The sequence below is a fragment of the Arthrobacter wenxiniae genome, assembly GCF_013376105.1.
Lineage (GTDB): Bacteria > Actinomycetota > Actinomycetes > Actinomycetales > Micrococcaceae > Specibacter > Specibacter wenxiniae.
The window spans coordinates 36,194-49,181 of sequence record NZ_JAAMFM010000032.1 but is presented as its reverse complement, the minus strand read 5'-3'; the positions used below and the strand labels follow the sequence as shown (position 1 = coordinate 49,181).

Here is a 12,988-nt window from a genome sequence, read left to right as displayed (position 1 = left end):
TGCCGGGCCTGTGGAAGGCGGCCCGCCCTGGATCCGGGCCGTGGCGGAGTCCTGCAGGACCCCCTCGTGGCAGCGTTAGAGGCGCGGGCAGGGGCCCTGTGGCCAGCGGCCGTTCCCTGGCGGCGCAAGCTTTTGGGACGGCATGATTTAGACTGAGCAGGATGTCTAGATTATTTGGAACAGACGGTGTCCGCGGATTGGCCAATGGCCTGCTGACGGCAGAACTTGCATTGTCGCTGGCGCAGGCGGCGGCGGTGGTGCTCGGCCACGATCAGATGAGCGAAGGCAAGCGGCCGCGTGCCGTGCTGGCCCGGGACCCGCGCGCCAGCGGGGAGTTCATTGGCGCCGCCGTGGCGGCGGGGCTGGCCAGCGCGGGCGTTGACGTCTACGACGCCGGCGTCCTGCCCACCCCGGCAACCGCGTTCCTGATCGCCGACCTCGGCGCGGACTTCGGCGTGATGATCTCCGCCTCCCACAATCCGGCCCCGGACAACGGCATCAAGTTCTTCGCCCGCGGCGGCCAAAAACTGGCCGACGCCGTCGAAGACGCCATCGAGGAACAGCTCCAGCACGACGCCTTCCGCCCGGTGGGCGTCGACGTCGGCCGCATCCAGCGCTTTGCCGACGCCGAGGACCGCTACATCGTGCACCTGCTGGGCACCCTGCCGCACCGCCTGGACGGATTGAAGATCGTCCTGGACTGTGCCAACGGCGCTGCCAGCGGCTGCTCCCCCCAGGTCTTCACCGACGCCGGCGCCGCGGTGACCGTGATCGGCGCCGACCCGGACGGGTTGAACATCAACGACGGCGTGGGTTCCACACACCTGGAGAAGCTGCAGGAGATGGTCCTCAGCACCGGCGCCCACCTCGGGATCGCCCACGACGGGGACGCCGACCGCTGCCTGGCCGTGGACCACGAGGGCCATGTCATTGACGGCGACCAGATCATGGCCGTCCTTGCACTGGCCCAAAAGGAAGCCGGGGAACTCAAGGACAACGTACTGGTGGCCACGGTCATGAGCAACCTCGGACTGAAGATCGCACTCCGCGACGCCGGGATCACGATTAGGGAAACTGCCGTCGGCGACCGCTACGTGCTGGAGGAGATGCGCCGCGGCGGCTACACGCTCGGCGGCGAGCAGTCCGGCCACGTCATCTTCTCCGAATACGCCACGACGGGCGACGGGCTGCTGACCGGGCTGCAGCTGGCGGCGCAGGTGGCCAAGACGGGCAAGTCGCTCAAGGACCTTGCCGCCGCCATGAGCAAGCTTCCCCAGGTCATGGTCAACGTCAAGGACGTGGACAAGTCCCGGGCTGCGATCGTGCCCGCCGTGAAGGCCGCCGTGGCCAAGGCCGAGGCCGAGCTGGGCGACACCGGAAGGGTGCTGCTGCGCCCCTCCGGCACGGAGCAGCTGGTCCGTGTCATGGTGGAGGCAGCCGACCTTGAGACAGCCCGACGGATCTGCGATTCACTCGTCGACGTGGTGCGCCGGGAGCTGGCCCTGGAGCCGGCCCCGAAATAGGACGTTAAAGGATTGAGGGCGGCAATTCCACCGGAATTGCCGCCCTTTCCTGCTGTGGGTCCAGTGCCTGTATTGCGGGATTACTGCCTGGCTCGAAGCGAATCGCGAATTTCGGTCAGGAGGACAATCTGCGGGTCGACGGCGGCTTCTTCCGTGATGCCGAGCCTGGCATTGCGGCGGGCGATGATGTGGTTCATCGGGACAACCACCACGAAGTAGATTGCGGCGGCCACCAAAATGAAGTTCACGACAACTGTCAGGAACACACCAAACTTGATGTCGTTGCCGTTGAGGGTAACCAAGGCAAAGCTGTTGAAGTTGGGGGAACCGAACAGTGCTGCAATAAGCGGCATCAGTATGTTCGCCACGAGCGAGTTGACCACGGCGCCGAAGGCGGCACCGATGACGACGGCCACGGCGAGGTCTACGACATTGCCCTTCATGATGAAATCTCTGAATCCCTTTAACATGACCCCAAAATACCGCACATTCTGCGGATGCGGGTTGGATATGACAAACTTAATTCTTTGCGTGTCGAATGGTGGTCAAAATGGCCCATTGATATCCGGTCGGGCCCAAATATTGTTCGTGGCCGGCAATGCTGTGACGCCGCCTGTCCGGGGCAACGTCGGTGCCCACGTAGCGCAGCTGCCAGGGTTCGGCCAGATGCCACGTGAACTTGCAGGACGTGGGCACGCTGGCGCCGCCGATGTCCAGCGCCAAGCCGGTCTGGTGCTCGGAGCAGCCCGCCCGGGCCGGGAACGTGTCAGCCGCGGCCGCCTCCTTGAGCAGCAGTGCCGGCTCGCTTGATCCGGCCGCCCGCGGCTACACCTTCCTCAGCAGCATCCTGCGGATTGAATGGTCGGAGTCCTTGGTCAGCACCAGCTGCGCCCGGCCGCGGGTGGGGAGCACGTTTTGGAGCAGGTTGGGCTCGTTGATGCTCTTCCAGATGCGCGTGGCGGTGGCAACGGCCTCGGCGTCGGACAGGCCGGCGTACCGGCGGAAATAGGATTCAGGGTTGGAGAACGCGCCGCTGCGCAGGGACCGGAAGCGGTCGATGTACCACTGCTCGATGAATTGGGTCTTCGCGTCCACGTAGATGGAGAAGTCGAAGAAGTCGCTGACGGCCAGCCCGGAGCGCCCGTCCAGTCGGGGACGGGCGGCGGCCAGGACGTTCAGACCCTCCACAATGAGCACGTCGGGGCGGTGCACCACCACGTTCCTGCCGGGCACGATGTCGTATGTCAGGTGGGAGTACATGGGGGTGCTGACTTCTTCGGCGCCGCTCTTGACGGCGCTGACAAAGCGCAGCAGGGCCCGTCGGTCGTACGATTCCGGGAAGCCCTTGCGGGACATCAACCCGCGGCGCTCCAGCTCGGCATTGGGGTAGAGGAAGCCGTCGGTGGTCACCAGCTCGACGTTGGGGGTGTCCGGCCAGCGGCGCAGCATCTCCCGGAGCACGCGGGCGGTGGTGGACTTGCCGACTGCCACGGAGCCGGCCACGCCGATCACGAACGGCGTGCGGTTGCCGCGTTCGCCCAGAAACGTGGTGGTTGCGCTGTGCAGGTGGCCGGCCGCGCCCACATACAGGTTCAGGAGCCGGGAGAGGGGGAGGTAAACGTCGCGAACCTCACGCATGTTGAGCTGGTCACCAAGTCCGCGGATGCGTGCGATGTCCTCTTCGTTGAGGGGTTGCTCGATCTTGTTGGCAAGGCGCGACCATGTTTGGCGGTCCAGTTCCACGAAGGGGGAGGCGCCGTCGCCGTTGTTGGACTCGGATTTTTGCGATGTCACGCCTTTGATTCTGCCCTGTTTGTGGTTCGGGGCGAAATAAGTCCGGGCCGGGCCGGGGGTGCCGCGGCGTCGTTTTGGCGGGGGTCCACGGCCCTGATGTAGGACGTACTACAAATCGAACAGCGATTATGATTGGTTTTCATGTGTGGAATTGTGGGTTATGCCGGAACTGCCCCGGCCAATGGAACGACGACCGCAGCCGGGCACCAGGCACTTGACGTGCTCATGGAGGGCCTGCGGCGCCTCGAATACCGCGGCTACGACTCGGCCGGCGTGGCAGTGGTGGCCGGCGGCGCCATCGCCATGCGCAAGAAGGCCGGAAAATTGGCCAACCTGACGGCTGAACTTGCCGCCAGCCCGCTCCCGGACTCCATGACCGGGATCGGCCACACCCGCTGGGCCACGCACGGCGGGCCCACCGACAAGAACGCGCACCCGCACGTGGTGGACGGCGGCAAGCTGGCCGTGATCCACAACGGCATCATTGAAAATTACGCACCGCTGAAGGCGCGGCTGCTCCAGCAGGGCCATTCCTTCATCTCCGACACCGACACGGAGGTCGCCGCCGTGCTGCTGGGCGAGATCTACCGCTCGCTGCCCGCAGGTGAATCGGCCGACGGCGCCCGCCTGACCCGGGCGATGCAGCTTGCCGCCCAGCGCCTTGAGGGTGCCTTCACCCTCCTTGCCGCCCACGCCGACCACCCCGGAACCGTGGTTGCCTCCCGCCGGAACTCCCCCCTCGTGGTGGGATTGGGCGACGGCGAGAATTTCCTCGGCTCCGATGTTTCCGGCTTCATCGACTACACCCGCCGCGCCGTGGAACTCGGCCAGGACCAGGTGGTCAGCATCACGGCGGACTCCGTGGCCATCACCGACTTTTTCGGCGCGCCCGCGGAGGGCCGCGAGTACCTGGTGGACTGGGACGCGGCCGCAGCCGAGAAGGACGGCTTCCCGTCCTTCATGGAGAAGGAGATCCACGACCAGCCCGAAGCGGTCGCCCAGACCCTGCTGGGCCGTTCGGACGTGGATGGCAAGCTGACGCTGGACGAAATGCGCATCGACGCCGACGTCCTCAAGACCGTCAACAAGATCATTGTCCTGGCCTGCGGCACCTCCGCCTACGCCGGCCAGGTGGCCAGGTACGCCATTGAGCACTGGTGCCGGATCCCCACCGAAGTGGAGCTCTCCCACGAGTTCCGCTACCGCGATCCCATCGTTGACGACAAGACGCTGATTGTGTCCCTGTCCCAGTCGGGTGAAACCATGGACACGCTCATGGCCGTCCGCTACGCCCGCGAACAGGGCGCCAAGACCATCGCCATCTGCAACACCAACGGCTCCACCATCCCGCGCGAATCCGACGCCGTGCTGTACACGCACGCCGGCCCCGAGATCGCCGTGGCGTCCACCAAGGCATTCCTCGCCCAGATCACGGCCGCCTACCTGCTGGGGCTGTATTTGGCACAGCTGCGCGGCAACCTGTTCCAGGGCCAGATCAGGGACATCCTGGCGGACCTGGCCAAGGTGCCGGCCAAGATCGCCCAGGTGCTGGCGAACGACGGGCAGATCAAGGAACTGGCCCGCAGCATGGCCGACACCCGCTCGGTGCTGTTCCTTGGCCGGCACGTCGGCTTCCCCGTGGCCATGGAGGGCGCGCTCAAGCTCAAGGAACTTGCCTACATCCACGCGGAGGGCTTTGCCGCCGGCGAGCTCAAGCACGGCCCCATCGCCCTGATCGAGGAGGGGCAGCCTGTCATCGTGGTGGTCCCGTCCCCGCGCGGCCGCGACTCCCTGCACTCCAAGGTCGTCTCCAACATCCAGGAAGTGCGCGCCCGCGGCGCCAAGACCATTGTGATTGCCGAGGAAGGCGACGAATCCGTGCGCGCCCACGCCGAGCACGTCTTCTACATCCCCGAGACCACCACCCTGCTGGCACCCCTGCTGGCCACCGTGCCGCTGCAGATCTTCGCCTGCGAACTTGCCACGGCCAAGGGCTATGACGTGGACCAGCCGCGCAACCTGGCAAAGTCCGTCACCGTCGAGTAGCGCCGGCGGCCCGCCCGTGAATCCGGACGGTGCTTGCGGTTAAGGACGGCGGCCTGCCGACGTCCTTAACCGCAAGCACCGTCCCTTTTCGTTTCCGACGTTACGGGGCCGGGGCCGTCCCCCGGCTAGGCTGGGGGCATGATTATTGGCATTGGTGTGGACGTTGTTGACATTGAACGCTTCGGCCGGCAGCTGGAGCGGACGCCGGGGCTCCGCGACAGGTTGTTTGTGCCTGCCGAACGCGGCCTGAACACGCAGTCGCTCGCGGCCCGCTTTGCCGCCAAGGAATCCGTCGCGAAGGCCCTGGGGGCGCCGGCCGGGATGAACTGGCAGGACTGCTGGATCGGCCTGGACGAGCACGGGCCCACCATCAACGTCAAGGACACGGTGGCCGCCGTCGCCAAGGGCAAGGGCATCAAGCGCTGGCACCTGTCAATGAGCCACGACGGCGGCATCTCCACCGCCATGGTGATCGCCGAGGGTTGACATGCTTCGCGCGTACACCGCAGCGGCCGTCCGGGCCGCCGAACAGCCGCTGCTCGACGCGGGCCGCGGACCGGAGCTGATGCAACGCGCGGCGTACGGCCTGGCCATGGGGGTGGTTGCCGTCCTGCGGCGCCGCGGCCGCGGGGTGTACGGATCGCAGGTGGCATTGCTCATCGGCTCGGGCAACAACGGGGGCGACGCCCTGTTTGCGGGGGCTTGGCTGGCGGCGCGCGGGGCACGCACGACGGCGCTGCTCACCAGTGCGCGGACCCACTCCGGGGCGCTGGCGGCCTTCACGAAGGCTGGCGGGCGTGCCCAGCTGGCTCCGGCGGACAGTGACGCGTTTTGTGTGGCTGCGGGATTTTCCGACGTCATTGTGGACGGGCTGCTGGGCACAGGCGGGCGGGGCGGGTTGCGGGAGCCGGCCGCCGGGGTTGTGGCGCGCCTGTGCAAAATAATGTCCGGCGCCACCGAGGGCCGGGGGGCCGGCGCAGGGTCCCGGCCAGCCGTGGTGGCCTGCGACCTGCCCAGCGGCGTGGACGCCTCCACCGGTGAAGTGCGCGGCCCCGTGCTGGCGGCCGCCCTCACCGTCACCTTTGGCGCCGCCAAGACCGGGCTGCTGGCGGCGCCGGGGGCACAGCTGTGCGGCGAGGTGGCCGTCGTCGGGCTTGGCATTGCGGACGGACTGGGGGAGCCGGACGTGCTCCGCCTGGAGGCCGCGGACCTGGCGGCAATGCTCCCGCGGCCCGAGGCGGCGGACCACAAGTACACGCGCGGTGTGGCAGGGATCGTGGCCGGTTCCGCCCGGTATCCGGGGGCGGCGCTGCTGGCCGTTGCCGCGGCGTCGGCGTGCGGGCCCGGCATGGTCCGGTACCTGGGCCCGCCGGCGGTGGCCGCGGCGCTGCATGTACGCAGCCCGGAGGCCGTGTGCTCCGGGGATGCGCCGGAAGCGGTCCGCGTTCAGGCCTGGCTGGCGGGCCCCGGCATCAACGGTGACGCGGAACAGCAGGGGCGGGCGCGGCAGGCGCTGGCGTCCGGCCTGCCCACCGCGGTTGACGCCGGGGCGCTGGACCTCGTGTCCACGGCCGGGGACAGGGAGCAGTCCCGCCTGGTCCTGACCCCGCACGCCGGGGAGTTGGCGGCCCTGCTGACCCGGCTGGGCACGGAGACTGGCCGGGCGGAGGTGGAAGCTGCGCCCCTGGCGGCGGCCCGGGAAGCGGCCGCCCTGACTGGAGCCACCGTCCTGCTGAAGGGTCCCACCACGTTCGTGGTGTCCCCGGGCGGCGCGACATACGCCCAGGGTGACGGCACGCCGTCGTTGGCCACTGCCGGCAGCGGTGACACCCTGGGCGGGATCCTGGTGGCGCTGCTGGCCATGGCCCGGGGCCGCCCCCCTGAGGCCGGCACGGATCCGCGGGACACCCTGGCCGCGACCGCCGCGATGGCGGCCGTCCTTCATGGCAGACTGGGGCAGGACGGCGCCGGGGCGCCGCTGAACGCGGGCATGCTTGCGGGGCGGATCCCGGCAGCCTGGAAGGAATTGTCCGGCGCGAGCTGAGCGGCCGGCAGCTGGAAGGCAAGGGGGAACGCGTGGAACTGTGGCCGGGAAAGCCGTACCCGCTGGGTGCCCAGGCCGATGAAGGCGGCACCAATTTCGCGCTGTTCAGCGACAGCGCCGAGGCCGTGTACCTGTGCCTGTTCGACGGCGGGGGCAACGAGGAACGCATCCGGCTCACCGAGGTCGACGCGTACGTCTGGCACGGCTACCTCCCCAACGTGTTCCCCGGCCAGCACTACGGCTTCCGCGTCGACGGCCCCTGGGACCCGGGCAACGGGAAGCGGTTCAACGTCAACAAGCTGCTGCTGGACCCCTACGCCCGGGCCATTGCCGGGGGCCTCGCCTGGGGGCAGCCGCTCTACTCCTACACTTTTGGCGAGCCGCTCACCCGCAACGACGACGACTCCGCCGCCCATACGTACCGCTCGGTGGTGGTTGATGCCGGCTTCGACTGGGGCGGCGGGGACGGGCGGGAGGTGGCCCGGCCGGACACGCCCTACCACCGCACCGTCATCTACGAAGCGCACGTGAAGGGTCTGACGCAGCAGCACCCGGAGGTCCCCGAACACCAGCGCGGACGCTATGCGGGGGTGGCCCACCCCGCGGTGGTCAGCCACCTGAAAAACCTGGGCGTGACCGCCGTCGAACTCATGCCGGTGCACCAATTCGTGCAGGATGACGCGCTCGAGGAACGGGGGCTGCGCAACTATTGGGGCTACAACACCATCGGCTTCTTCGCCCCGCACAATGAATATGCGTCGGCGACGGACCCGTGCGAACAGGTGCGCGAGTTCAAGGAAATGGTCAAGGAACTTCACCGCAACGGACTCGAGGTGATCCTGGACGTGGTCTACAACCACACGGGCGAGGGCAGCGACCTGGGGCCCACCCTGTCCTTCCGCGGCATCGACAACGACGGCTACTACCGCCTGGTCGACGGCGACCTGGCCCACTACCTCGACTACACCGGCACGGGGAACTCCTTCAACGTCCGCCAGCCGCACCCCCTGGCGCTGATCATGGACTCCCTGCGCTACTGGGTGACCGAGATGCACGTGGACGGCTTCCGCTTCGACCTGGCGGCCACGCTGGCCCGTGAATTCTATGAGGTGGACAAGCTGTCCGCGTTCTTTGAGATGGTGCAGCAGGACCCGGTGATCTCCCGTGTCAAGCTGATCGCCGAACCCTGGGACCTGGGACCCGGCGGCTACCAGGTGGGCAACTTCCCGCCGCAGTGGACGGAATGGAACGGCAAGTTCCGCGACACCGTGCGGGACTTCTGGCGGGGCGAACCGGCCACGCTCGGGGAGTTCGCCTCAAGGCTGACGGGGTCCTCCGACCTCTACGGGCACTCGGGCCGCCGCCCGGCCGCGTCCATCAACTTTGTCACGGCCCACGACGGCTTCACCCTGGCGGACCTGGTCAGTTACAACGACAAGCACAACGAGGCCAACGGGGAGGGGAACCGCGACGGCGAGTCGATCAACCGCTCCTGGAACTGCGGTGTGGAGGGCCCCACCGACGACGCCGCCGTCAACACCCTGCGCGCCCGCCAGCAGCGCAACTTCCTCACCACGCTGCTGCTGTCCCAGGGCGTGCCCATGATCTCCCACGGCGACGAACTGGGCCGCACCCAGCACGGCAACAACAACGGCTACGCCCAGGACTCGGCCCTGACCTGGATCAACTGGGAGGCGGCGGACACGGAGCTCGTTGACTTTGCCGCGCGGCTGGGCGCCCTGCGCGCGTCGCACCCTGTGTTTCGCCGCCGGCGCTTCTTCGACGGGCGCCCCACGGACCGCGGGGACGACGGCGCCCTGCCGGACATCGTGTGGCTGCGCCCCGACGCCGCCGCCATGACCGCCGGCGACTGGGACAGCGGGTTCGGGCGCAGCATCGGCGTGTTCCTCAACGGTGCCGGGCTCCCCGAATGCGACGAGCACGGGCAGCCCGTGGTGGACGATTGCTTCCTGATGCTGTTCAACGCCGGCGATGACGCCGTGGACTTCACGCTGCCGGACCGGGGCTACGCGGACTCCTGGGTGGTGGAAATCCACACCGGCGGGGCCGGCGCCGGGGAATTCGCGGCCGGCCAGGTGGTGGGGGTGGCCGGGCGGTCAACGCTGGTGCTGCGGGCCCCCGGACGGGACTGAGGCGCGGGACTGAGGCGCGGGACTGAGGCGCGGGACTGAGGCGCGGGACTGGGGCGCGGGACTGCGGGACGATGCGGGACGATGCGGGGGCACCCGCCGGACGGGCCGGCGTCGTACGTGTCCAGCGGGTAGGCCTGGCAGGGCCACCCAGGCCGTGCGCGGCAGGGCGTTCTGGATGGCAGGATGGAAGGCATGACCTTCCATGCTGCGGACAACCGCTATGAGACCATGCCGTACCGCCGTGTCGGACGCAGCGGCCTGAAACTGCCCGCCGTGTCCCTGGGGCTGTGGCACAATTTCGGGGACGACTTGCCGTTTGACACCCAACGGGCCATCCTGCGCCGCGCCTTCGACCTGGGCGTCACCCATTTTGACCTGGCGAACAACTACGGGCCGCCGGACGGCAGCGCCGAGACCAACTTTGGCCGCCACCTGAAGGACGATTTCGCCGCCCACCGCGACGAGCTGGTCATCTCCACCAAGGCCGGCTACTACATGTGGCCGGGGCCGTACGGCGAGTGGGGATCCCGGAAGTACATGCTCTCCAGCCTGGATGCGTCACTGGGCCGCATGGGCCTGGACTATGTGGACATCTTCTACAGCCACCGCCCGGACCCGGAGACGCCGATGGAGGAGACCATGGGCGCGCTGGACACGGCCGTGCGCTCCGGCAAGGCCCTCTACGCCGGAATATCGTCCTACACGCCGGCGCAGACGCTCGAGGCGGCACGCATCCTGAAGGAACTGGGCACGCCGCTGCTCATCCACCAGCCGTCGTACTCCATGCTGAACCGCTGGACGGAGAATGGCGGGCCGAACCTGTATGAGGCGCTGGACGAGGTGGGCGCCGGGTCCATCGCGTTCTCACCGCTGGCGCAGGGCATGCTGACGGACCGCTACCTGGACGGGGTGCCGGCGGACTCCCGCGCGGCGAAGGATCGCTTCCTGCATGAAAACGACCTCACCGAGGACAAAATGAACCGGGTGCGGGCGCTGAACGAGATCGCGGCCGCACGCGGACAGTCGCTGGCACAGATGGCCGTCGCCTGGATCCTGCGCCCGCAGGCCAAGGGCGGTCCGGTCACGTCCGCGCTGGTGGGCGCCTCCAGCGTCAGGCAGCTGGAGAGCAACGTGGCCGCCATCAACAACCTGGAGTTCACTGACGGCGAGCTCACGGCGATCGACGAGTTCGCCGTCGAATCCGACGTCAACAGGTGGGCGCAAAAGTAGCCCAACCGCCCCGCCCCGGACCCGCCGCCGGCAAAAATGCTCCGGGTGTTTCCGTGACGTAGGGAACAATTCCGGGGCCGGCGGTGTTCGCTAGTATGGTTAGGGCGCCGTTGGGGCGCCGGGTCCGGTTCGACCAGCCGTCCGCTCAGCCTGCATGCATTTGTCATGAAGGCGTGCGCCGACAGATCACCCTGGAAGTGGGGGTCCGGGCCGGAGTAATTTTTACAAAGGAGTTCCGTGTCCAATCATCCTATTCGGGTTGCCATTGTCGGTGTGGGTAACTGTGCCTCGTCGCTGGTCCAGGGCGTGCACTACTACCAGGATGCCGACCCGTCCGTGAAGGTGCCGGGCCTGATGCATGTCGAGTTCGGCCCGTACCACGTCAATGACGTGACGTTCGCCGCCGCGTTCGACGTGGACAGCAAGAAGGTCGGGCTTGACCTCTCCGAGGCCATCGGCGCCAGCGAGAACAACACCCTCAAGCTCGCCGACGTGCCCAAGCTGGACGTCCCGGTTCTGCGCGGACACACCCTGGACGGGCTCGGCAAGTACTACCGCGAGACCATCGTGGAGTCCGACGCCGAAGCCGTGGACGTCGTGGCAACCCTCAAGGACGCCAAGGTCGACGTCCTGGTCTGCTACCTGCCCGTCGGCTCCGACGCGGCCGCCAAGTTCTACGCCCAGTGCGCCATCGACGCCGGGGTGGCCTTCGTCAACGCCCTGCCGGTGTTCATTGCCGGGACCAAGGAGTGGGCCGACAAGTTCACTGAAGCCGGCGTGCCGATCATCGGCGACGACATCAAGAGCCAGCTGGGCGCCACCATCACCCACCGCGTCATGGCGAAGCTGTTCGAGGACCGCGGCGTCATCCTGGACCGCACCTACCAGCTGAACGTGGGCGGCAACATGGACTTCAAGAACATGCTGGAGCGCGACCGCCTCGAATCCAAGAAGATCTCCAAGACCCAGGCAGTCACGTCCAACACCTCCGCCGTGCTGACCGCCAACGACGTCCACATCGGCCCGTCCGACTACGTCGCCTGGCTGGACGACCGCAAGTGGGCCTTCGTCCGCCTGGAAGGCCGCAACTTCGGCGACGCCCCGGTGTCGCTGGAATACAAGCTGGAAGTGTGGGATTCACCGAACTCCGCCGGCGTGATCATCGACGCGATCCGCGCCGCCAAGATCGCCCTGGACCGCGGGATCGGCGGCCCCATACTCTCGGCCGCCAGCTACTTCATGAAGTCCCCGCCGGTTCAGCACCCCGACGACGAAGCGCACGAGCTGGTCGAAGCCTTCATCCGCGGTGACATCGAGCGCTAATACCAACGCTCGGTTGCAAGCGGGGCACTTTTCTCCAGCGCTCGGTTGCCAATGGGGCAAAAAGGGCGGACGCTCCCCACATTCTTGTGCGGGGCGTCCGCCCTTTTCGGTGGGAGACCAGTTCAGCTGCCTGTGGCGAAACCCGCAACGACGGAAGGGTCTGTCCAGGCGTGGCGCAGGGCCGCCTTAATCCTCCGGACGGCACCGTCGTAGCCTTCGGCGAGGTCTTCGCTGTTGAATACGAGGACTGTCCAGCCGGCCTTGCGGAACGCGTCATCCCGGCGCCTGTCACTCTTGGCCTGGAAGGGATCATCGTGGGTGCGGCCGTCGTACTGGATGGCGATCCGCCGCCTCCGGTAGCCGAGGTCGGCGGACGGTGCGTTGGGCGTCGGCCACAGGGAAAGCTGCAACCCTGGCTCAGGCAGGCCGGCATCGAGCATGGCCAGGCGCAGCAGCGTCTCCGGGCCGGAATCGGAGCCCACCCGCATCAGCCCCAACGCCTCCCTGGCCCGGACAATCCCCTGCAAATTCTTGTGCCTTGCCATCATGGAGCCCAGCGACACTGTTGTGGTGTAAGGTTCCCCGCGCCCCTCAAAGACGGTGCGGGGGATGCGGATGAGCTGGTCGCTCATGCACACCAGGTTGGGCAGGGGTAGGATGCGGGCCATATCCAGCCAGGTGCGGGCACGGGTGCTGATCCGCAGTCCATCAACTGCCTCGACCTCGTCATCGAAGGCCAGAAGCGTGTGGCCCGTGATGCCCTTGCGGCGGGTTTCTGGCAGTTTCCGGGGTTTGCTCACGTGCAGTTCCGTCTCATGCTGTAGCCAAGGCGGCAGAATGAGTCCGTGTAGTTGGGCCGCTGTCGTGTGGGAAAT

10 protein-coding genes are annotated in these 12,988 nt (G+C 67.6%); 7 read left to right on the top strand and 3 right to left on the bottom strand.

Translation table 11 applies throughout. The features are described 5' to 3' along the window. Positions 1-161: 161 nt before the first annotated feature. On the top strand, positions 162-1,523 hold the full coding sequence (glmM, locus tag G6034_RS16505; protein ID WP_176636204.1) for a phosphoglucosamine mutase: 1,362 nt from the start codon (positions 162-164) through the stop codon (positions 1,521-1,523). Positions 1,524-1,603: 80 nt separating this feature from the next. Here the strand turns inward: glmM and mscL are convergent, their stop codons facing one another. Both mscL and coaA read right to left on the bottom strand, forming a co-directional pair. Continuing rightward, positions 1,604-1,993 (bottom strand): large conductance mechanosensitive channel protein MscL, encoded by a 390-nt coding sequence (gene mscL / locus G6034_RS16500; RefSeq protein WP_176636203.1) that lies wholly within the window; start codon positions 1,991-1,993, stop codon positions 1,604-1,606. Positions 1,994-2,348: 355 nt separating this feature from the next. After that, on the bottom strand, positions 2,349-3,317 hold the full coding sequence (coaA, locus tag G6034_RS16490; RefSeq protein ID WP_176636202.1) for a type I pantothenate kinase: 969 nt from the start codon (positions 3,315-3,317) through the stop codon (positions 2,349-2,351). A gap of 141 nt (positions 3,318-3,458) precedes the next feature. On the opposite strand from coaA, the gene glmS reads away from it, so the two are divergent. The 6 genes from glmS to G6034_RS16460 all read left to right on the top strand — a co-directional run bounded on the left by glmS (position 3,459) and on the right by G6034_RS16460 (position 12,113). After that, entirely contained in the window at positions 3,459-5,363 is a 1,905-nt protein-coding gene (glmS, locus tag G6034_RS16485; protein WP_176636201.1) for a glutamine--fructose-6-phosphate transaminase (isomerizing), read from the top strand. 138 nt (positions 5,364-5,501) lie between these two features. Then, positions 5,502-5,849 carry a holo-ACP synthase gene (locus tag G6034_RS16480; protein WP_176636200.1) on the top strand — a complete coding sequence of 116 codons (348 nt, stop codon included), beginning with the start codon at positions 5,502-5,504 and terminating at the stop codon, positions 5,847-5,849. A 1-nt stretch (position 5,850) separates the two neighbouring features. Further along, the gene (locus G6034_RS16475; protein ID WP_176636199.1) at positions 5,851-7,407 is read left to right on the top strand and encodes a bifunctional ADP-dependent NAD(P)H-hydrate dehydratase/NAD(P)H-hydrate epimerase; all 1,557 of its coding nucleotides are present in this window, start codon (positions 5,851-5,853) and stop codon (positions 7,405-7,407) included. A gap of 32 nt (positions 7,408-7,439) precedes the next feature. After that, the gene (gene glgX / locus G6034_RS16470) at positions 7,440-9,560 is read left to right on the top strand and encodes a glycogen debranching protein GlgX (RefSeq protein ID WP_176636198.1); all 2,121 of its coding nucleotides are present in this window, start codon (positions 7,440-7,442) and stop codon (positions 9,558-9,560) included. Between the two features lie 192 nt (positions 9,561-9,752). Then, entirely contained in the window at positions 9,753-10,790 is a 1,038-nt protein-coding gene (mgrA, locus tag G6034_RS16465) for an L-glyceraldehyde 3-phosphate reductase (protein WP_176636197.1), read from the top strand. Positions 10,791-11,027: 237 nt separating this feature from the next. Further along, complete coding sequence (locus G6034_RS16460) at positions 11,028-12,113, top strand: inositol-3-phosphate synthase (protein ID WP_176636196.1); 1,086 nt, start codon at positions 11,028-11,030, stop codon at positions 12,111-12,113. Between the two features lie 122 nt (positions 12,114-12,235). Here G6034_RS16460 and G6034_RS16455 read toward each other — a convergent pair whose 3' ends face one another. Then, positions 12,236-12,913 carry an endonuclease domain-containing protein gene (locus G6034_RS16455; RefSeq protein WP_343038121.1) on the bottom strand — a complete coding sequence of 226 codons (678 nt, stop codon included), beginning with the start codon at positions 12,911-12,913 and terminating at the stop codon, positions 12,236-12,238. Positions 12,914-12,988 lie beyond the last annotated feature (75 nt).

Coding starts and splice junctions, on each gene's coding strand:
- glmM (WP_176636204.1), top strand. CDS start 162: ATGTCTAGATTATTTGGAACAGACGGTGTCCGCGGATTGGCCAATGGC.
- mscL (WP_176636203.1), bottom strand. CDS start 1,993: ATGTTAAAGGGATTCAGAGATTTCATCATGAAGGGCAATGTCGTAGAC.
- glmS (WP_176636201.1), top strand. CDS start 3,459: ATGTGTGGAATTGTGGGTTATGCCGGAACTGCCCCGGCCAATGGAACG.
- G6034_RS16480 (WP_176636200.1), top strand. CDS start 5,502: ATGATTATTGGCATTGGTGTGGACGTTGTTGACATTGAACGCTTCGGC.
- G6034_RS16475 (WP_176636199.1), top strand. CDS start 5,851: ATGCTTCGCGCGTACACCGCAGCGGCCGTCCGGGCCGCCGAACAGCCG.
- mgrA (WP_176636197.1), top strand. CDS start 9,753: ATGACCTTCCATGCTGCGGACAACCGCTATGAGACCATGCCGTACCGC.